The 21292-nt window shown below is 61.2% G+C and carries 14 protein-coding genes; 6 read left to right on the top strand and 8 right to left on the bottom strand.

Going from position 1 to position 21292, the window contains the following annotated elements; all coding sequences use genetic code 11:
• Positions 1 to 36 precede the first annotated feature (36 nt).
• The 4 genes from H7F16_RS03205 to H7F16_RS03190 all read left to right on the top strand — a co-directional run bounded on the left by H7F16_RS03205 (position 37) and on the right by H7F16_RS03190 (position 4254).
• Complete coding sequence (locus tag H7F16_RS03205) at positions 37 to 945, top strand: hypothetical protein (RefSeq protein ID WP_185796096.1); 909 nt, start codon at positions 37 to 39, stop codon at positions 943 to 945.
• Positions 946 to 1114: 169 nt separating this feature from the next.
• Positions 1115 to 1594, top strand: coding sequence for a hypothetical protein (locus tag H7F16_RS03200; RefSeq protein ID WP_185796095.1), 480 nt, complete (start codon positions 1115 to 1117; stop codon positions 1592 to 1594).
• 390 nt (positions 1595 to 1984) lie between these two features.
• Entirely contained in the window at positions 1985 to 2413 is a 429-nt protein-coding gene (locus H7F16_RS03195) for a hypothetical protein (protein WP_185796094.1), read from the top strand.
• Positions 2414 to 2481: 68 nt separating this feature from the next.
• The gene (locus H7F16_RS03190; RefSeq protein WP_185796093.1) at positions 2482 to 4254 is read left to right on the top strand and encodes a DUF927 domain-containing protein; all 1773 of its coding nucleotides are present in this window, start codon (positions 2482 to 2484) and stop codon (positions 4252 to 4254) included.
• A 42-nt stretch (positions 4255 to 4296) separates the two neighbouring features.
• On the opposite strand, the gene H7F16_RS03185 is transcribed toward H7F16_RS03190, so the two are convergent.
• The 7 genes from H7F16_RS03185 to H7F16_RS03155 all read right to left on the bottom strand — a co-directional run bounded on the left by H7F16_RS03185 (position 4297) and on the right by H7F16_RS03155 (position 14734).
• Complete coding sequence (locus H7F16_RS03185) at positions 4297 to 7425, bottom strand: type I restriction endonuclease subunit R (RefSeq protein ID WP_185796092.1); 3129 nt, start codon at positions 7423 to 7425, stop codon at positions 4297 to 4299.
• Positions 7409 to 8104 carry a hypothetical protein gene (locus H7F16_RS03180; RefSeq protein WP_185796091.1) on the bottom strand — a complete coding sequence of 232 codons (696 nt, stop codon included), beginning with the start codon at positions 8102 to 8104 and terminating at the stop codon, positions 7409 to 7411. The genes H7F16_RS03185 and H7F16_RS03180 overlap by 17 nt, the downstream gene beginning before the upstream one ends.
• Positions 8101 to 8739: a hypothetical protein gene (locus H7F16_RS03175; RefSeq protein ID WP_185796090.1), complete on the bottom strand. Its 639-nt coding sequence runs from the start codon at positions 8737 to 8739 to the stop codon at positions 8101 to 8103. Before H7F16_RS03175 ends, H7F16_RS03180 begins: the two co-directional genes overlap by 4 nt.
• Complete coding sequence (locus H7F16_RS03170) at positions 8736 to 9659, bottom strand: GIY-YIG nuclease family protein (RefSeq protein ID WP_206682560.1); 924 nt, start codon at positions 9657 to 9659, stop codon at positions 8736 to 8738. Before H7F16_RS03170 ends, H7F16_RS03175 begins: the two co-directional genes overlap by 4 nt.
• Complete coding sequence (locus H7F16_RS03165) at positions 9656 to 10975, bottom strand: restriction endonuclease subunit S (protein ID WP_185796089.1); 1320 nt, start codon at positions 10973 to 10975, stop codon at positions 9656 to 9658. The genes H7F16_RS03170 and H7F16_RS03165 overlap by 4 nt, the downstream gene beginning before the upstream one ends.
• The gene (locus H7F16_RS03160; protein ID WP_185796088.1) at positions 10972 to 12807 is read right to left on the bottom strand and encodes a type I restriction-modification system subunit M; all 1836 of its coding nucleotides are present in this window, start codon (positions 12805 to 12807) and stop codon (positions 10972 to 10974) included. The genes H7F16_RS03165 and H7F16_RS03160 overlap by 4 nt, the downstream gene beginning before the upstream one ends.
• Before the next feature lie 106 nt (positions 12808 to 12913).
• Positions 12914 to 14734, bottom strand: coding sequence for a site-specific integrase (locus H7F16_RS03155; protein ID WP_185796087.1), 1821 nt, complete (start codon positions 14732 to 14734; stop codon positions 12914 to 12916).
• 340 nt (positions 14735 to 15074) lie between these two features.
• On the opposite strand from H7F16_RS03155, the gene H7F16_RS03150 reads away from it, so the two are divergent.
• Both H7F16_RS03150 and H7F16_RS03145 read left to right on the top strand, forming a co-directional pair.
• Positions 15075 to 16370: an AAA family ATPase gene (locus H7F16_RS03150; protein ID WP_185796086.1), complete on the top strand. Its 1296-nt coding sequence runs from the start codon at positions 15075 to 15077 to the stop codon at positions 16368 to 16370.
• Between the two features lie 330 nt (positions 16371 to 16700).
• Positions 16701 to 17315 carry a hypothetical protein gene (locus H7F16_RS03145; protein WP_185796085.1) on the top strand — a complete coding sequence of 205 codons (615 nt, stop codon included), beginning with the start codon at positions 16701 to 16703 and terminating at the stop codon, positions 17313 to 17315.
• Between the two features lie 82 nt (positions 17316 to 17397).
• Here the strand turns inward: H7F16_RS03145 and H7F16_RS03140 are convergent, their stop codons facing one another.
• Positions 17398 to 21021, bottom strand: coding sequence for a beta strand repeat-containing protein (locus H7F16_RS03140; RefSeq protein ID WP_185796084.1), 3624 nt, complete (start codon positions 21019 to 21021; stop codon positions 17398 to 17400).
• Between the last annotated feature and the right edge of the window lie 271 nt (positions 21022 to 21292).

The following is a 21292-nucleotide window of genomic DNA, read 5'->3' as shown; positions in this document are numbered from 1 at the left end:
TCGAATCGGATCATCCGAACCAAAGAGGACAGTAAGATGGAACCCCGCAACCTGACGGCGCCTCGGACCGCGACTGACAAGACAACCGTCTTGAATGAGTTTCGGGAAGTGATCTTGGGCATCGCCTGCCTGATGGTGGCGACAAAGGGTGAAGTCGAACTCGCTGAGGCTTACCTCGGCATCAGCCTTGATGAGTTTTCGCTAGGCATGATGCCGCGGGACTTTCGTGACATTATCGCTAACGTCGACTTGGGAAAGTTTCACGCAGCGCGCCAGATCTCGGCGGCCTTCGATTTCGCGTATCAACAGGGCAGCGCGCTTGCCCGGACCGCATTCTCAAATGACGACTGGAATGACATCGCGCTGCTCGTCGAAAGCGCGTCACGGTGCAGCTTCGGTGGCGAACCTACACCTCTGGCGAACGAGGACAGCCCGTTGCGCCGGACACTCGATATGGCCATCGCAAGAATGCGCCTCAAGCATGGGTTTGCATTGACGATCAGAGAACTTGCGCTTCTCGCCGACATTGGCGAAGGCGCTGTTCGGACGGCGCTGAGTGGCGAAGGAATCAAGACTGAAGGGAAACCTGCCAAGGTAAGCGCGGAGACAGCTGAACCTTGGCTGCGCCGGCGCCGCGGGTTTATCCCCACCCTTGAACTCGGCGACGAGGGGAGCGCCTCATCTCGGACGGAACCGGTGAGCCTCTTTGATGAGCTTCCGTTTGAGCTCGCCCTGCAAGCGCTCATGGAAAGACAAGCACTGGATACGGAGATGCTGGCAGAGAAAGCAGCTGTGCCGCTCCCCTGGCTTCAGAGGATTATTGGGGGCTCACATGCCGAATGCGACATTGCCAGCTTGCGTCAGCTTGCCGAAGCGCTCTCCTCCGACGTCCCGTCGTTCGTTGGGCGCGCGATCGAAACCTTGCTGAGGAGGGAGCCGCGCTGAGACAGCTTCCTAAAGAAGAAACCCTCGGCTTCTGACCGAAGCGTTTCAATCTCGCCTTTCTAGAAACACCCAGCTCGATCCGCTTGCGGGTTGGGAATGATAAACGCCGGACAGCTGCAACTGCCCGGCGTCAGAGCGGCTCACCCCTAGTTATCGAGAAGAACCAGCTATGAAATACACGATTCTTGGACGGACGAAAACGCTGAAGACGCCTAAGCTGCTGAAAAAGGTGCTGCTTTCGCGCAAAAATCAGTTTGCCACAGCAACGATTGCGGAAGACATTCTCGAACTTCTGACGGGTTCGAGGCGTTACGGAAGAAAGCGCCAATTTGGAAGCGCCTTCGTCGACTTCGCTTTCAGCCACGCGCATTCAGATGTCGAGGCTGAAATTATGATCTCGTCGCAAGCCGACAACTTGATCGCGCTTGGCATTGAATTGCATCGCGCGGTCGAACTTTGGCGCGCCCAGCGTGACTTTTCGAACCGGGCTTGGCTGATCGAAGGGCACTTCAACAAACCCCAGTTGGCTGTTGCTGCGAAGCTTGAGCAGAACTTGGTCGTTCGCAAAGGGGACCGGGCAATTATCGCTCCGCTCGAAGATCGCAATGCTGAAGACTACGCCATCAAGCTGCTTACAGCGTTGGTCTAGCGGCAAGTCGATGTTCGCGGTTCCGACAAATTGAGCGGCCCTGACCGTGACCAGGCAAACGCGCATAATGTCTAAGCTCGGCTGATCCGAAGGCGGCGAAAAGTCCAAGTTTCTAAGGCGCCGTCAGCAAGTTGGCGCGCATTTGTTCAGTGCGCCTTTCTCCCTATCAACATCATCCCTCATCAACCCCTCTACAGGGAGCGAAACCCCATGTCTAAAACCTGCACCGTATCACCTCGTTACTCACCGCTCTTGGTCCCTTGGGCAAAGCTCGACTCAGATCAACGGCACTGTGAATTTGTCCGCTACGCCGCAAGACGGAACGGATACGCCGTTACGCTGAGACTGTCCGAGCCGTTTCAAATCTACCTGGCCAAGCATAGGTATCCCATGAGGGTCATCGGTCAGCGGATGAACTCTGCCTTGCGCTCAGCGGATCTTGGCGCACTTCAGGTCTTCCTTGTCCTTGAAGCAAAAAGGAGCAGGGGCATGTTGCATCTGCACGGGGTCATCGTTCCCAACGGAATCGACCGTGATCGTGTTCAGCACGCTATGCGTCGTGCCGTCGGAACTGTTCCTGGTCATGCGGGTTCGCGGCAGTTTTATACGAGGTTGGTCTATGCCCCGGACGGTTGGCTGAAATACATCGCCAAGGATGTGGCCAGCACGCGCAGATTCCTCGGCATGCAGACTGGTCGTTCCTTATGCTGGGTATCTCGCTCAATGACGCAGGCCGCGAGAGCCGGCTACGAGGCACGTCTTCGGGGCGCCATTAATGTGGCCAATCTTGAAGCCCCTTCGGCTCACTCGGCCGTCTAAACCCCACTCCCGACGCACAGGTCATCGCGGTTCGGTTCGAACTGACACGCAGCCAGCCGCTGCGCACGATGATCCATACCAATCAAACCCTCAGAAAGGATAAAACGATGAATTCGAACGCAATTATCGCATCTCACCTGCACTCGGCTGAAGCAACGCCTCCCGAGCTGCCGGACGACTATGCGATGTTCGATGACGGGGTCTACTATCTGCCCCAGGACGGCCTGTCCGATCCGATCTATGTCTGCTCGCCGCTTCGGATCGATGCCACCAGGCGCAGCCCGAACGGGACGGGCTGGGGCAAGCTTGTGTCCGTGCGTGCGCCGGATGGATCGTGGCGCGACATCAGCGTGACCAACTCCGACCTGACCTGCCACCCGTCGAAGGTTGTGGGAAAGCTCGTCGACCATGGGCTGGAACTCGGCGCTGACCGGAAGTCGAAGGAGCGCCTGCTTGACCTCCTGCGGGCATGGAAGCCCGGGCAGAGTATGCTCTGCGTCGAGAGGAGCGGCTGGGTCGACAGCACCTACTCGGCCTTTGTCGCTGGTGGAGCTGTGCTTGGTGATCAACGTGTTGTGCCCAAACTGCCGGCAGGGGGTCATGTGTCGGCTACGTCTCGGATGGGCTCTGCGGGCGAGTGGAAGGCCGAGGTTGGGCTCAGGTGCATCGGCAACCCGCTGATGATCCTCGCGGCTTCTGTGGCCTTCTCCGGCCCGCTCCTGGCGCCACTTGGCATGCCTAGCGGTGGAGTCCATTTCCGCGGGGCGTCGTCTTCGGGGAAAACCACCTTGCTTCGCTTGGCAGCTTCTGCCTGGGGATCGCCTGATCTCATTTCTCCCTGGCGCGCCACCTCGAACGGCCTCGAAGCGACAGCCGCAGCCCTTAACGGGATGCTGCTTCCTCTCGACGAAATTGCGGAGATCGCCCCGCGGGACCTGCATGCTGCCATCTACATGCTCGGGAACGGGTCCGGTAAAGCACGTATGACGATGGAGGGCACCTTGCAGGATACGAAGCGCTGGCAGCTTGCCTACCTGTCGTCCGGGGAGATCAGCGCAGCCGACAAGCTTGCAGAGGCCGGTGTATCGGCGATGGCGGGGCACGAGGTTCGGTTGATCGACATCGAGTCTGATGCGCACACCTATGGTGTGTTTGATGATCTTCACGGTGAAACCAGTCCGGCCAAATTCGCAGATACAGTCAGGCGCGCAAGCCAGACCGCTTACGGGACCGCGGGACCGGCCTTCGTCGAGTATTGCATCGAAATCATCGGCAAGGGGAAACTCGAGGTGCTCAGATCAGCCGTTGACCGCTATGCTGCATCTTGGGTTTTGGATCTCCCCTCCGCACCCGACGGGCAGATCGAGCGCGTTGCCCAGCGTCTTGCACTCGTGGCGATCAGCGGAACTGTGGCGACCAAGGCCGGCCTGACAGGCTGGGGCTCTGCAGAAGCAAGAGACGCGGCACATCGGGCCTTTCTCGATTGGTATGACTATCGCTATGCATCGAAGCGCGAAGCCTCGGATGCTTTCGTGTCTGGTCTCCAGAGGCATGTCGCGGCTAACTTGTCAGGTATGCCTGATGTCCAGGGGCCGTTCGCGGCCGGTGTCTGCCCGGATGAGATGCGCGATGAGACGCGTGCTTACTTCTCTCCCGTTGCCTGGGGCCATGTCTTCCGCGGGCTCGATGCCACCAAGGCGGCAAAAGCGCTTTTCGACATGGGCCTGCTGCTGGGCGGAGACGGTGCGCGGCTCATGCGGAAGGCGCCGCGTTCTGTGCCCGGTCGTCCGCGTCTTTATGTCATCGATCTGAAAAAGCTCGGTGCTTATCGCGCTAATTGATCAAACATGGGACCGGTCCCGCCGGTCCCATCAATTTTAAGATCATGGATGAGCTACACCGGACTTACTGCGCAGAGCTTCATAAAGCTGTCCGGGCCCGAGCAAGATATCAATCAACGCCTGCCGTATCGCCGAAGACTCTAGCGCCCGTTTGCTCATTGTATTGTGTGCCTCCAGCGAGTCGATGATCGCATCTGTCAGCGCTGGCATGAGGGTGGGCGAGTTTGCGAACTGCTCTTTGCTGTTGTGGGTTGCCTGTTGGACCAGCGTCGCGCTTTCCATCAGTTTACCTTTAATCACATTGTTTACGTAGATGAGTTGGTCATCGTCGGTGACGTCGCCTTGGAAAAGGTCGTTCAGCTTCGCCAATATCTCTGCCAGAAGCGCTTTCTCCTTCTCTTGTAGCGTCCCAGAACCAGTCGCGGTAAGCGGCTTCAGGGGCTCAGCATCACCCCCCAAGAACAGCTGCTGCTGCCCGCCTGACTTCAGCTTGTGGTGCGTCAGGACAACCTTCGATACATCGAGCGATGTGCGCTCTCTGCCGAATTCGAGCAGCGGGATGAGGCGGCGGTAGAAGATGCTCCGGGCCTCGATAGCCGTGTTCCCGTAGTCGAAGATTTGCGACAGGAAGGTGTAGAGACGGAGGAACGCACCCATATCGTTCTTGAAGAGAAGAAGCGCTGAGAGCGTGTCTTGAGCGTCTTTGGACGTGTTGTCGTCTCCGCTATCACGTGCAGTATTCACGCGCTCATGAGCGGCCCGATAGGCTTTCAGCAAGCGGTCTGCGACAGGAGAGATCGCCGCGACCAGATCTCCGTGGGTGGACTTTGGGTTCACTTCGACCTGCACAACGCGATCGACCTCGAAGTCGTCGTAATGCCCCGCCGCATCCAGCTTTGCCCTTAGGTCGAAGACGATGTTCGGGTCGGTCACGTCTTCCAACACCGCTGTCCCGTAGTAAGTGCGGAAGGCCTTGAGGATGTCATCGCTGCTGTTCACGAAATCGAGGACGTAGGTCGTGTCCTTGACCACACCGCCGCTCTGATAAGCCCTGTTCAGGCGCGACAGGGTCTGCACCGCTTGGATGCCCGCGAGGCGACGATCCACATACATCCCGCAAAGCAGTGGCTGGTCGAAACCAGTCTGGAATTTGTTGGCGACCAGCAGGATATGATAGTCAGGTTCCTTGAAGGTTTCCCGTATGTCGCGTCCTTTGAGGCCGGGGTTCAGCTGCTTGCTGGTCTCGGTGAACGGCTCGGCCCCGCTCTCTTTGTCGATTACCTCGCCCGAGAAGGCGACGAGGGTTCCCAGCTTGTAGCCCTTGGACTTGATGTATTTCTCGATTGCCAATTGCCATCGCACGGCTTCGTGACGGCTGCCCACAACGACCATCGCCTTGGCCTTACCTTCAAGCAGAGGCTGCACCATGGCGCGGTAGTGTTCGACCACCACCTGCACCTTCTGGCTGATGTTGTAGGGGTGAAGACGAACCCAGCGCATCAGGGCTTTGACAGCCTCGTTACGCTCGACCTCTTTCTCGTCGATCTCCTTGCCATCCCCTGCCAGGCGGAAGGCGAGGCTGTAGGGCGTGTAGTTCTTCAACACATCGAGGATGAATCCTTCCTCGATCGCCTGCCGCATCGAATAGACATGAAATGCCTCGGGCAGGTTGGTTGAACTGACAGGCAGGCTGGGGTCTGGGCGCCGCCCAAACAGTTCCAGCGTTTTTGCCTTGGGGGTCGCCGTGAAGGCCACATAGGTGATGCCTGTCTCGCCCACCCGTGCGGCCATCTGGGCGGCAAGCACGTCTTCGGCGCTGACCTCGCCTCCGTCCGCCACGTCTGCGGCCTCTTCTGCCGACAGCACTAGCTTCAGCTTCGACGCAGCCTCGCCTGTCTGGCTGCTATGGGCTTCATCGGCGATGACGGCAAACCGCTTGCCTTTGGATGCTGCAAGCTCTTGCACTGCCGCCAGCGCGTAGGGAAAAGTCTGGATGGTGCAGACGACGATCTTCTTGCCACCTGCCAGCGCCGTTGCCAGTTGCCCGCTCTTGGCCCCTGCATCGCTGTTGATCGTGGCCACGACCCCGGTTGTCCGCTCGAAGCTGAAAATCGCTTCCTGAAGCTGCGTGTCGATCACATTGCGGTCAGACACCACAAGCACAGAGTCAAAGACCTTTTGGTGTTCGGCGTCGTGGAGATCGGCGAGGAAGTGGGCGGACCAGGCGATGGAATTGGTCTTACCTGAACCAGCCGAATGCTGGATGAGGTATTTCCCACCAGCACCCTCGGCCAGCACCGCCGCTTGCAGCTTTCGGGTGGCGTCAAGCTGATGGTAACGGGGGAAGATCATCCCGGTGATCTGCTTCTTGGCGTCTTTCGTCGCGACCATGTATCGGCCAAGGATTTCCAGCAGGCTGTCGCGCTGCCAGACCTCGTCCCACAGGTAGGCCGTGCGGTGCCCATTCGGGTTCACCGGATTGCCCTTGCCGCCGTGGTCACCCTTGTTGAACGGCAGAAAGCGCGTGTCGGGGCCAGCGAGGCGGGTGGTCATCATCACTTCGGAATCGCTCACCGCGAAGTGCACCAAGGCGCCGCCGGGGAAGCTTAGAAGGGGCTCTGTGGGCTTGCCCTTGGGGGTGGGCAGGCGGTCGAAGCGATACTGGTCTACGGCGTCCTGAATGCCTTGGGTGAAGTCGGTCTTCAATTCAGCCGTGGCGACAGGGATGCCGTTAAGGAAGAGCACCAGATCGATGCTGTTCTCGTTCTGAAGCGAATAGCGCACCTGCCGCACCACGCGCAGGCGGTTGGCGTTGTAGCTGGCGGTCAACTCGTCGTTCGTCCCGAATGCGGGTTTGAACTGCGCTAGCTTTATCTCCGAGCGAAGCCCAATCATCTCGACGCCCCTGCGCAGCACCTCGAGGGTGCCCCGCTCGTCGATCTGCTTGCGGATGCGGTCGAGCAGCATCACCTCTGCCGCCGTGCCGTGGTTCTTGCTCAGCGTCTCCCACGCCTTGGGCTGGCTGGCTTGGACCCATGCGATGATGTCGGCGGGGAACAGGGCGCGGGCGCGGTCGTAGAGGGCGGCATCGCCGTCCGCGTGAAGCCAGCCCGAGGCGGCCATCGCGGCGCAGATCTGGTCCTCGAGTTTGACCTCACGGTGCAAAGTCATCTTGAACCTCTCGCATAAGCGTTGTGCGCCAGACGGTCACACCATGCCCGCGCTCACGGGTGGCATCTAAGTCCGCAATTGGCTTCCACGACCGACCATTGCGCCGGAACGGTCTTGAGTTGGCAAATTCACGGTCAGTCAGCATTCCGTCTGTTATGATCAGAGCCTCATCCGCCAGCCGAGCTTCCACCTCGGGAAGCAGGCAACGGCTTGCCTGTGCTTGGCACTGTCCCGGAGTTCCGAGAAACCACAGGTTTGACCCCCCCTCGCCGACGCCGTCGTTGATGTGCAAAAGCGCCGAGATCGTCCCGGCAGCGAAGCGTGCTGTTAGGCAGTCTTCCGCGGGCTCTGCCCGAAACTCCAGAACCACCGCAGAACCGTCAGGGCGATGCCATGTTTCGATGACCTTTGGCATGAACGAGCGGTCTGGTCTTTCATCAGGCCGCCGTCGTTCTTCGGGCACCACATGAATGCGCTTCCAATTCGCTGGAACCGCATCGCGCCCGGTCATGTTCTCGCGGCGGTAACCACGGTCGCAGAAGACGAAGCGGTCGAAGCGTGATCCGAACCATGCCAGCGCCAGACTGACGTCGCGTCCCGCGCAAGGGCAATAACAGGACAGTTCGGGTCCAGTCAGGTCATTCAGGGCGTCGGTGAGCGGGTCATCTGATCCAATCATCGTGGAGGCGCCTCGAGGACTTTGCGCGCCTCGGTCTCGAAATTGGGTCTGCCATCTTGCAGAGTCTCACAGAATTGAAGTGCCAGTTCGCCGGCGATGCTGGTCATTCCTTCGACGTCGAGACTGAGAGTGCCGCGCCACTTCTCGATCCACGTGCCGTTGTTCTCGGCCTGATATGCTTGGGTGCAAAGGAACCTGTATCCAAGCAACTGGCCTTCCCGGTTTATCGGGGTGAGTCGGCGGGCATCACCATGACCAACGGCGTTTCGCAACGCGACAAGACCGTTGTATGCGCTAAGGGTTTTTCCGTCCTTCTTGAAATCTGTCATTGAATTGAGCGCAACTGAACTCACGCCAGATCCGTCAAGACTCGTTGTGAAAACCTCTTTCGGTTCAGTCTTTAAGAACTGGCTAAACGGTCGTTTCTGTAAGCTTTTCGAGAGGGTCGCCATTTTCTTTGCGATGCCATCCGTCTGGTCATCGTCTGTCCGGATACGCTGCATGGTCCAGCACAGAATTCCCGTGAATAAGGCGAGCGTCCCCGTCACCTCGAACCCCTGACGCGGTTGGGCCAGCATCTGCCGCATCCGGTCGACAGTGGCCCATTCGATGTGCTCGGGGGAGATCTCGGTCATTCGAAATCCTCGTCGCTCGGAACTTGAGCGGCGAGGTTTGCCGCCTCCCACGCGTGGTAGGTCTGTTGGGTGCCGGGCACGTGCCATTCGATGCGGCCGTTGGCGGGGCGGCCGTTTACGATGGCGGCGGCTGCGCTTGGGCTGCTGAAGGCGTAGCTGGCCGTAAAGACGCAGACGGGACCTTGGGGTGACAAGATGCCTGCCTTTTCCAGATCGTCGCGCATATGGGCGTAGCTGTGCTGGTTCTGCGCCGCGCTGGCCCATGTCAGGCGGGCGGTCGATCCTTCGAGCACCACGAATTCACCGTCGATCAGCGATGCCCTCGCATGCAGCCCGTGCTTTTTGTTCACCAGTTCGAACACGGGGCCGGATGCCACCGTGGCGGCGACTGATGCAGCCCCCTTGGGCTTGGCGTGTTGCAGGAACATGTCGATGCGTAGGGCGGGCAGGACCATCCAGAGGTAATCGAGGAAAGCCTCCATGTTGGCGCGGGCAGACTCGGTCAGCCCCATGGCGGCGGGGGCGGTGCCGTTGTCGAGGGGAACGCGGCCCACCTCTTTCGCCTTGGCAACGAGCCGCGCTTCGAGGTAGCGGACATGCGCCTTGTTCAGGTTGTTGGCCGAGGTGGTGACCAGCACCGCCGTTTCCCACCAGTCCTTCTGCACGTCGTGTTGCGTGATGCGTTTGCGGATGTTGTCGCTTTCGCCGACATATGCCAGCGGTTCGCCATCGCGCTCGCCAAGCAGCAGATAGACGCCGGTATGCGCGGCCTCGTCGCGTTTCAGCGCATCGGCGATGCGGGTGCGCGGGGTCATCAGGACATGGCCGGTCCAGTTGAACACCTCGGCGGTCAGGATGCCGTCGGGGCGACCGTCGATGAAGAAGAGTTCGAGCGATTTGCCAAGGGTCTGGGTCATCATGCGGCTTCGGTTTCGGCCGCGAAGTCGCGCACGTCGATCTTGCCTGTTACGGCGGCAGAGATGAGAGCGGCACGGCGTTCTTGGAGGAGAGTGATGGCAACTTCGGCGGTTTCGCTGAGCGCTTTTAACTCGCTAGTTCGCTGGTCTAAATACCGAACTATGTCGTCCTGCTCTCGAATAGGAGGAACCGCGATAACAATTTCCTTTGTCTTTTCTTGGTTCATAATGCCGATTGTCGACGCATTTGACAGGAAGCGCATCACTGCAGTTTTTTCGGACAGTGAATAGGCTAGGAAGCGAGCCGTCACCTTTTCGTTGGGAACAATAGCGTTGATCTGCTGGTTGGCTGAGCACGCCACTTCGCTGTAGCCCACTTTCCCGAGTGTAGCGCCTATACTGACCACCAAAACGCTGTTGGACGGGAATACCCGCAGTTCGCCCGCGAGAACGGTTGAACTTGGCACGCTTCGAGCGGACGCAGAAAGCAGCAACTCTTCACTGAAATCGCCGGGAGTATACCAAGCGAAGGCTTCGTCTTGTTCAGTATTGGGCGCATCGTTTGACGGGGTGCTGCCTGTCACTACGCGGGTTGAACAGCGACGGACGCTTGCCACCTCCCACCACTCCGGCACATCGCCCAGCCAGTCCACGCCCGAGGGTTTCAGCTTGGCGGCGGGGTTCAGTCCACGGGTGACGGCGTGGCTGATGACGGCCTGCCGCTTTTCGCGCAGCAGATCGATCAGTCTCCGCTGTTCCTCGACCAGCGCATCGATCTTGGCCGTCTCTCGGTCGAGGAAGGCTGCGATGGCGGTTTGTTCGGGCAGGGGAGGGAAGCAAAGCGGAACAAGTGCAAACTGCTCATAGCTGACATTTCTGCCGTCTCGAATCCCAGACGTCACGGATTGCAGTTTTAAGATGAACTCATCGGTCTTCAGCAGGTAACGGAAATAGCCACCATCAGTTTTCAGCTTCGGACGCAAGACGGTGTAGGCAGGACTGACACACCCATCATACGAGCTTCGCTCAATACCGCCTTGAAAACTGCGAAGACTAATGACGAAGTCACCCGCTCTGACGCGCTTGAAGTTGTCGAGACCTGCAAGGGCCAGAACCACTTTCTGGTCTTCCTGCTCCATGTAAAGTCTTTGCGGAATGACCCCGCTTTTCTGAGTCGCAGACAACTGCTCGTCTGTTGCCTGTGCAGGTTCCCGTTCTTGCGAAAAGATGCGGCGAGGGTTCATCACTGACCACCCGTCGGGAAGTTGCCCAAGCCACTCCACCCCAGATTCCCGATACGCCGGATACTGCCTTGTCATGCCGATAACTCCGTCAGCATCCGCTGGATACGGCCTGTCACCTCGGCCAATTCGGCATCGATCTCGGCCAGCGGGCGGGGCGGCTCGAAGACATAGAAGTGGCGGTTGAACGGTATCTCGTAGCCGACCTTGGTCTTATCTTCATCGATCCATGCATCGGGCGCATGGGGAAGCACCTCGCGCTTGAAGTAATCCTTCACGTCCTCGTTCAGCGGCACCGTTTCGGTATCCCGCAGGGCAGTGTCAGGCTGCGGCTTGCCCTTGGCCTTGCCACGTTCGCCCAGCACCACCGTGCCCGCCGCATCGCGCAGGGGCCGCTCCACGGTAATCTGACGGTAGCCAAAGGCGGTGTTGGGGAAGATGCGGGCCAAGCGGGCCAGCTTGACCTTGCCACCTGCCGGAGCCTCGGGCGCGGCCTCACCCTCCAGCACGACATGCCTGCCCGTTTCCTTGCCAGCAGCATCGAAGACGGTGGCAAGCTGCGCCTGATGGAAGCCGCCGAACAGCCGCGTGACGGTGGCGATGTCGGCGTCGCCCATCTCCTTGCGCTTGGAGCCAAGGCTCTTGCGCATCTTCTGCCAGAAGTTCGAGCCGTCGATCAGCTGAACCTGTCCCTTGCGGTGGTCTGGTTTGCGGTTCGACAGCACCCAGACATAGGTGGCGATGCCCGTGTTGTAGAACATGTCGGTCGGCAGGGCGATGATCGCCTCGACCAGATCGTTCTCGAGCACGTAGCGGCGGATTTCGGATTCACCGCTGCCCGCGCCGCCCGTGAAGAGGGGCGAGCCGTTGAGCACGATGCCGAAGCGGCTGCCGCCATCGCGTGCAGGGCGCATCTTGGACAAGAGGTGCATAAGGAACAGGAGGGAGCCGTCCGAGACGCGCGGAAGGCCGGGGCCGAACCTGCCACTGAAGCCGAGGCGTTCATGTTCCGAGCGGACGGTTTTCTCGACCTTCTTCCATTCCACGCCGAAGGGCGGGTTGGACAGCATGTAGTCGAACTTCTGCGAGGGGTGGCCATCGTCGGACAGGGTATTGCCGAAGATGATGTTCGAAACGTCCTGCCCCTTGATCAGCATGTCGGCCTTGCAGATCGCGTAGGACTCGGGGTTTAACTCCTGCCCATACATGACCAGCGAGGCGCGGTCGTTGTGCTCGGTCAGGTATTCGCCAGCGACCGAGAGCATGCCCCCCGTGCCCGCTGTTGGGTCGTAGATGGTGCGAACGACGCCGGGTTTTGACAGCACGTCGTCATCCTCGACGAACATCAGGTTGACCATGAGGCGGATAACCTCACGCGGCGTGAAGTGCTCCCCTGCGGTCTCGTTCGAGAGTTCGGCGAAGCGGCGGATGAGTTCCTCGAAGACGAGGCCCATCTGATGGTTGTCCACGCGGTCGGGGTGCAGGTCGATCTGTGCGAATTTTTCGGCGACCTGATAGAGCAGCCCCGACTTGGACAGGCGGTCCACCTGCGCGGAGAACTCGAACCGCTCGAAAATGTCGCGCACGGCGGGCGAAAAGGCTTGGACGTAGCTGTAGAGATTGGCCGCGATGTTGTCTTGGTCGCCGAGCAGCTTCTTCAGGTCGAGCTTCGACGTGTTATAGAATGTCTGCCCCGCCTTGCGCAGCAGGAAGGGTTCAGGGTTCATCCCCTGCGATTGGCGCAGCGCCAGTTCCTCCAGAACGGCATCCTTTGTCGGCCCGAGCACGCAGTCGATACGGCGCAGAACAGTGAAGGGCAGGATGACCTTACCGTAATCGGACTGCCTGTAGTCGCCACGGAGGAGGTCGGCGACAGACCAGAGGAAAGACGAAAGGGCTTGCTGGTTCAAAGGGGTAGGCTCCGAATGCATTCATCCGGCAGTAGAACCGATGTCGGCTGCGTTTGGCAATGCAGTCGGTAGCTCGACGACAGTGCGATGCTTTACTAGCGCGAGGCTAAGGTTGCGTGGGCAGATAGAGGTGGCCTAGCTGCAACCCCGGATAGGCGATCGACCTGATAAGCTCGACGCGCTGATCCAACATTCCCTGGGGCAGAAGTCCGTAGCGTTGCGTCATCGATGCCTTGGTGTGGCCAAGCAAGAAACCGAATTGTTCGTCGAGATGTCCCGCGCGCCTGAGCGCGTCAGCTGCACCATGGCGGAACGAGTAGAGCGAGAGGCCGCGACCGTCTTTCAGGCCAATGCGTTTAAGATACTTGCCGAATTCTCGTGAAAGATCCGACATCATCTGCCCACGCTCGTTCCTCGTCGCGCCCGGAAACAACTGCCTATCGCCGGCTGCCTTCCGCTCTTTGTGATATGTCAGCAGGCCCAGCTTGATGAGTTCCGGATGCAGCGGGACGACGCGCATGGACCCTTCGGTCTTTACGGTCTTGCCCTGCTCGTGATCGTCACCCTCGGTCGTGATGTGCATGATCCAGTGCCCGTGCTCCTCGCGCACATCGGACAGCGCGAGTTGGCCGATTTCTCCTGGCCGTGCACCGGTGAAGAGCATGATCAACGGCACCCAGAACCGGTGGTCACGGATCATGACATTGCCGGGGCGGGCGATCAGGCTCCACTTGTCTCCACTCTGGGCTCCCGTGAAGAGAGGGGAACGAAAGAGGATGTTCATTTGATCGCTCGTGAAAGGCAGCGTCTTGGATCTGCGCTCTTTCGGAAGCGCCATCCCCTGGCATGGGTTGGTCGTGATATAACCGTTCACCGCAGCCCAGGAGCAAAAGGCGGAAAGGCTAGACAGATATCGGTTCACTGTTCTGTCCGACAGCACTGGTCGTTTAAGCTTTTCATTCGCAGCGACGGCCTCGGCGATGGTGAGGCCGCGGAGATCGACGACCTCGGTAGCACGCACCGGATACTTCATGAGCAGGGCCTTCCAGTCGCGCACGTGTTTCTTGGTGACGTTCGCAATTGGGAAGCGAAGGCCGACCGTCTGAATGAAGATGCCGATGTCGCGGCAGGCTTCGTCGATCCTACTCTTCGAAACGTTCCGCGGGTTCTCCTTCCGAAAGGCTTCCAAGGCTTCCGCTATCGTCTCTCCAGGCGCGGCCGAGCCGTGCGGACTACCGCGCTCCTGCGATGGCTGCTTGATCAACGGGTCTTTCGGGACACCTTCGTAGTTGCCAACATCCCTTTCCATTGTTCGCTCAAGGGCGTCGATCTCCGCGCGCATGAAAAGTCGTGCGAGCGAAACCCATTCGGGGGTTGATCTGGCGATCTTGAACTTGTTCTTCGTCAGATAGTCGTCGACGGCATCAGCGACGAGGACTGTGATATTGGACGCGAGATGACGCTTCAGTTCGGAGAGCTTGGCTCGTCGCACTGTCTCGGAAAACGTCTTTGCATTCTTCATGACTTGCACGTCGAGCGTGGCCTCAAGAAGGGTTAGCGGATCGGTAGAGGTGATTTCGCCTTTCTCGACACGCGCCTGAATACGGTCGATTGCTGCTTTGATCTCGGTTTCCGATGGGCGATTAACGCGTTCCGACTCGTCAGCGCGCAACTCCGAAGTGTAGTGGTCCCAGACGGCGTGTTCTCGGTCAGAGGGCGAAACGGCGAGCTTGGACCGTGTCGCGATAAACAGGTCCTGCCACTCTGCGATGATCGAGGGCAACTTGGACTTTGCTTCGCGTGTGTCTTTCGTCTTGAGCGACCTCTTGAGCGTTTCTTTCCCCAAAGCGGCGACCAGATCGGTCGGAACATCGATTCGGGCGTAGTAAACCCCGTCCCGCTTGAAGAGATAAGTTCCACGCGTCATCAGCCTCTCCGAAGACTTCCGGACCACCTCTCCGGAACACAATTCCGGAACAGTGGTCCCAAGAAAGTGTCAAGATAGTCAACAACTTATTGACGATGCTCGCTCTTTCGAATTTTGGGTTATGTTCCTCTCGCTCCGACCAAATCAAAAAATCCCGAAAAACCTTGCCGCGCCTTGCAGTCGCCGCCTTGCGGGCGGTCCCGCCCGACCAGCCCTGCTGCTGTGTTAACAAATCCTGCTTTCCGCCCTGCCTGCGGCTTGCTCTTGGCGCGTTTGGGCTGTTGGATGCCTTGCGCGCCTTGTTACGCCGCCGGACGCATTCAGGGACGAAGAACAGCCGATGACCGATTTCACCCATCCCGCCGCGCCCTCCAGCCTCGAAGAGACCGGACTGAGCGTCGATTTCCTGATCGGGCTTGCCGCCAAGATCATGAAATACAATGGCGTGATGGCCATCTCGCAACTGGCCGACGCGATCCACCTTCCCCGCGTCATCGTGCGTGCGCTGGCCGAAGAAATGGTGCGCCTGCAACTGATCGAGGCGCGCGGTCTGGCCCTGCAAAGCGAGATGCGCTCGGACCTGCGCTTTGCCCTGTCCGACCGCGGCGAGGTCTGGGCCGCCGAGGTTCTGGCCGTTTCGCAATATGTCGGTCCGGCCCCTGTGCCGCTCGAAGCCTTCGTCGCACAGGTCGAAGCCCAAAGCATCAGCGCCGAAACCATCCATCAGTCCCGTCTCGAACAAGCCCTGTCGCATCTCGTCCTGCCTGCGGGCCTCACCGAACGTCTCGGCCCCGCCGTGAACTCGGCCGCCTCGGTCCTGCTTTATGGCGAGGCCGGAAACGGCAAGACCTCGATCGCCGAGGCTTTGGCCACCACCTTCAGCGACACGATCCTGTTTCCCCATGCCTTCATGGTGCGAAACGAGATCATCCAGGTTTTCGACGACACGGTCCACATCGTCGTCAGCGAAGACCAGGGCGAGGCCGTCGACCGCCGCTGGGTGCGCTGCCGCCGCCCGATCATCACCGCCGGAGGAGAGCTGACCCTTGGCAAGCTCGACCTCATCTTCGAGGCCCATGCCCGCTTCTACGAAGCCCCGATGCACATCAAGGCCTTGGGCGGCATGTTCCTGATCGACGATTTCGGGCGCCAGAAAGAGCATCCGATGGCCTTCATCAACCGCTGGATCGGTCCGCTGGAACGCGGCTTCGACATTCTTACCCTGCACACCGGCAAGAAGTTCGTCGTGCCCTTCGACCTGCTTCTGGTGTTCTCGACCAACATGCGCATGACCGACATCACCGACAGCGCGGGCCTGCGCCGCATCTTCTTCAAGATCCACGTTCCCAGCCCCACGCGCGCCGAGTATCTGGAAATCTTCCGCCGCGCCTGCGTGCGTCGCGCCGTGCCTTACGTGCCCGAGGTGGTGGAAGACTTCTACGACAAGACCTATCCCGCGCAGGGTCTTGTCACCTCGGGCGCGCATCCCGGCTTTCTGCTGAAACATGTCTCGGCGGCGTCAAGCTATCTGGGCCAGCCCGTCCGCCTGACGCGCGAATTGCTCGATCTCGCGTGGCAAAACGTCATCAGCGACGTCAAGGATGCCCCGTCGAAAACCCCGCTGCGCCGGGACTAGGCGGCGCGTCGGTTGATTCGCCTTGCCGTCCCGCCCCTTGTGCCACGCCGCGCGGCGCGGCTTTTACCCATCGTTTCGTATGGGTATTGCCGGGGCATCGGTATGGATATTTGCCGGAAATACGCCTTATGATTGATCGGCCTGAAACTTACGGATAGCCCAAGATGTAACGGTGCGTCTGGTCCGCTTGGCCTTGGCGTGCATGGCAGTTCCGATGACGGTGATGAAATGCCCTCACTTTCACTTTGTTTCAGACTGGCCTGTATCGCACTGCTTTCCCCGCTCGGGGCGGCCCCCCTTGCCGCGCGCGACAATCCCTTTCCGCAGATCATGAACTGGTTCATGCCCCAGTCCAACATCATGAAGCGCGATTTCGGCTCCATCGCGACCTGCGGCGCGCTCCAAAGCTCTTACGACGCGAATGAATGGCCGCATGGCACCAGCATCGAATCCCTGCAAGAGATCGACAACCGCCTGAAAAAGCGCGTGTTCTTCCGCCCCGATCCGGGGGCCGACACATGGACACCGCTGACCGCCGCCGTGATCGAAGGCAAGCGCAAGCCCGCCGCCGATTGCGACGATGTCGCGGTGACCAGCGCGCAGCTGGCGGTATGCGCCGGTTTTCCGTCAAGCCGCCTCGGGCTGCTGGTGACGCAGCTTCCCACGCGGCAAAGCGAATTGCACATCGTCGCCTTCTACTCCGACACCGATACCGGCGTCTGGGTCTTTGGTGATACGATGGGCAAGCCGCGCGCCCTGTCGCGCATCGGCCAGAACCTGCACTACTACGCCTTCATCGACGATATCACCCATTGGTGGGCGCTGCGCGACCCCAAGACCGGCAGGGTTTTGACCTCAAGTCTCGCCACCTCGTCCATTCCTGACGAGTTCGCGCGTCCCCTCGATCTGGAAGGCGGCAGCTGCCCCGCGCAGGACCCGTCCTGAACTGGCCATCCTGAAACGGCGCTCCTGAACCTGTGCGCCGCCGCCACCCGCAGGGCATCGGGTGGCGGTGCCTTTCGCGCCGCTACAGCACGAAGTCGGTGGCCGCCAGCGTCAGCGTTCCGGTCAGCGAAATGACCAGTTCCGCCGATGACACATCGCCATCCGTATCGACGTAGACGACCGTGTCGCCGCCAAGCTGCAAATACCAGACCCCGCCCGCCCTCGCGGTCGTGCCGCCAAAGCTGAACGCGCCCACCGCAGGATCGTTCGGGGCCGCGTCGATGGCGCCAAGGTCGATCCTGTCCGTGTTCGGCGCAAAGTCGGTGATCCGGTCGCCGGTGTCGGACAGCGAGGCAAAGACAAAGACGTCGGAAATCCCGCCCCCCGCGCCTCCGGTCAGGGTATCGGCACCGTAGCCGCCCTGAATCGTATCGGCATTGGCGTCGCCGGTGATCACGTCATTGCCCGACCCGCCATAGATCAGGTCGGTGCCGCCCCCGCCCGAAATGCTGTCGGCCCCCGATCCGCCATAGATCGTATCGGCCCCGCCTTGGCCCGCGATCGTGTCGCCTCCCGCGCCGCCGTAGATGGTTTCGGCGGTGTTGTTTCCCGTCAATATGCCCGCCGCCGCCGCGCCGCGGGCGTCATTGTCCAGCGGGTCGGCGCCGGTGGTCACCACAGGCGGGCTTGCGGGAATGTCGTTCACCCCCTGCACCGTCCATGTCACAAAGGTGGGCACCGTCGCTAAGCCATCGCTCACCCCGTAGTTCACCGTAACCGTCGCGCTCTGCCCCGTGTTGAGCTGCTGGTAGGCTGGCGCGTTCAGATCGATCAGGAAGCGCTGCGTTCCTGCGTCATAGGAAACCCCCGCCGGCAGCGGCGCGGTGAACAGGACCGAAAGCGCGGCGCTGTCCACATCCGACGCATTGCCCAGCGCATCGACCGCGACCACGCCCGCATCCTCGGTCACGGTCCGGGTGATCGGTCCGCTCACCACGGGCGCATCGTTGCTTCCGACGACCGTGATCGTCAGTTGCCCCCCGTCAGACTGCGCGCCAAGCGCATCGGTGGCGACATAGACGGCGGTAAAGCTAAAGGTCTCGTCCTGCGCCAAACGGTCGAAAGACGCCGCATAGCTGAACCCGCCCGAAGGATTGACCACAAGCCCCGGAATGGCGGGCCCGACAAGCGCATAGGTCAACGAGTCGCTGTCGCCTGTATCGGCATCGCGTCCCGACAGGATCCCGAAGGTCGCCGCGTTCTCGCCCAAGGTGATGGCGATGTCCTGCACCACGGGCCGGTCATTCGCGCCGGTGATGGTAAAGCTCAGGGTCTCTTCGTTCGAACTGGCCCCCTGCGCGTCGGTCGCGGTAAAGCCCACCTGCACCTGTAGCGTCTCGCCCTGCGCCAGATGGCCATAGCCCGATGCGTCGAAGCTGTAGCTGCCATCGGGCCGGAAACTCAGCCCCACCGGCGCGGCCCCCGTCAGCGCATAGGTCAGCGTGGCCGTCTCGCCCGCATCGGCATCAAGGGCCGTGACCGTCCCCGTCACCACGGCATCCTCGTCCACCGCCGCGACCGCCGCCGTGGCAACCGGCGCGTCGTTGGTGCCTGTCAGCGTGATCGTCAGCCTTCGCGGCTCTGATGTCGCCCCGTGAACATCGGTCGCGACGAAACCCACCGAAAGAACCCGCGTCTCGCCCTCGGCCAGCGCATCATAGCCCGAGGCGTCGAAGAAATAGCTGCCGTTGGACCCGAAGCTCAGCCCCTCTGGCGCAGGGCCGGTCAGCGCATAGGTCAGCGTGGCCGTCTCGCCCGCATCGGCATCAAGGGCCGTGACCGTTCCGAAAACGGCATTGCCCTCGTCCACCGCAGCGACCGACGCCACGGCAACCGGCGCGTCGTTGGTGCCTGTCAGCGTGATCGTCAGCCTTCGCGGCTCTGATGCCGCCCCGTGAACATCGGTCGCGACGAAACCCACCGAAAGAACCCGCGTCTCGCCCTCGGCCAGTGCATCATAGCCCGAGGCGTCGAAGGAATACCGTCCATCCGGCAGGAAACTCAGCCCCTCCGGCGCGGCCCCCGTCAGCGCATAGCTCAGCGTGGCCGTCTCTCCCGCATCGGCATCCAGGCCCGTGACCGCACCCGTCACCACGGCATTCTCGACCACATCGGCCGCATGGGCCGAAACCGTCGGCGCATCATTCGTCCCGGTCACCGAAATGGTGACCGTGGCCGTCGCCTGATCGCCATTCGCATCGGTGACGCGATAGGTCAGCGTCTCGGACCGGACCTCGCCTTCGCGCAGCGATTGCAATGCCGCACCGGGGGTAAAGGTCAGAACCGCCGTCTGCACCGCCCCGTCCAGCGACAGGGCCAGACCGGCGGTTCCCAGCGCCGAGGGCGTCAGCAGCGTGACCGAGGCGACCCGATCGGGCACCAGATCGTTGGCCAGCAGGTCTATCGCGGGCGCGGGGCTGTCCTCGGTCGTTCCGGCAAGGTCGCCGCGCGCCGTGACCGCCTCGTTCCTCGGGTCCAGCACGACCCCCGCCACCACGACCTCGAACCCCTCGATGTTCCACACCGTCAATCCGGTCGAGGCAAAGGTGAACGGCGTCGTCAGCCCCGCAAGCCCGAGGCTCTGGTTCGTGGCACTTGCCAGATGCGCCAGAAACCGCGCCACATCCGCTTGCACATCGGCCCGCTGCCATTCCGCCTGCGTCAGTTCAAGCCGCAGCGTATCGCGGCCGGTGCTGCCCTCGTAGAAATCGCTTGCCCCCGCGTTGGCCCCGAAGCGGTGGACAAAGACATCATTGCCGATGCCGCCATATACAAGGTCGCTGCCCCCGCCCGTATCGAGCAGGCTGTTGCCCTGTCCGCCGAACACCGTGTCGTTGCCGCCAAGCGTGGTGATGGTGTTGTTGCCAAAGCCCGTGGCGATCAGGTTGTTGCCCGCGCCCGCGTTGACCGTGTTGTTGCCGTTTCCGGCAAAGATCGTGTCATCCCCCGCGCCGCTGGCGATGCTGTCATTGCCTGACCCGGCGCTTACGATGTTGCGCCCGCCGCCCGCGTCGATGCTGTTGTTGCCCTCGCCTGCCGCGATCACATCGGCGCCCGACCCTGCGGTGATCCGGTCCGCCCCGCCACCGGCCGCGATGACATTGGCCCCGTCACCCGCCGCGATGCTGTTGTTGCCTTCGCCCGCCGCGATGACATCGTTGCCCGCGCCCGTTGCGATGCTGTCGCTGCCCGACCCCGCGCTGATCGTGTTGTTGCCGCCGCCCGCGTCGATGCTGTTGTTGCCCTCGCCTGCGCCAAGAACATCGTCGCCCCCGCCCGACAGGATCGTGTCCGCCCCCGATCCGGCGCCAACCACATTGCGCCCGTCACCGACCGCGACAGCATTGCTGCCCTCACCGGCAAAGACCACGTCGTTGCCGGCCCCGGCGGTGATCGTATCCGCGCCCGCACCGGCCGAGACTACGTTGTTCCCCTCGCCTGCCTCGACCAGATTGCGGCCCTCACCGGCAGAAATGGCGTCGTCGCCCGAACCGGCCATGACCGTATCGTTGCCCGCCCCCGCGACGACCGCGTTGGTGCCGCCTCCGGCCTGAACGGTGTTGTTGCCTTCGCCCGCGTTGATGTAATCGCTCTCGGCTCCTGCCGTGATCACATCATTGGCGCTTCCGCCCTGAAAAACGGCCATTCAACTCTCCACTCGTTACGCAGGCATACCACTCTGCCGGAACGTGTGCCGCAGGGCCGGGTCGTGTCAAAGGGAATTTCGCAACGTCAGGCGGCCAAAGCCGCCGTCGGCGCCCGTCTCCGGTAGCGGATGCGGGCCCTGCCGACAGGCGCGCAGGGATTTCACCGCGCGCGGGACGGGGGCTTCGGGCCAGCTCCCCCCGCCCCGGCAACCCGCCCCGTTTGGCGCGGTTCAAGCATCCCGCCACGGCGGCGATGCCCGAAAGGGCAGG

The organism is Paragemmobacter straminiformis (genome assembly GCF_014243445.1).
Classification (GTDB): Bacteria; Pseudomonadota; Alphaproteobacteria; order Rhodobacterales; family Rhodobacteraceae; genus Paragemmobacter; species Paragemmobacter straminiformis.
The sequence above is the reverse complement of the archived record's forward strand: the minus strand, read 5'-3'. Positions and strand labels throughout refer to the sequence as shown.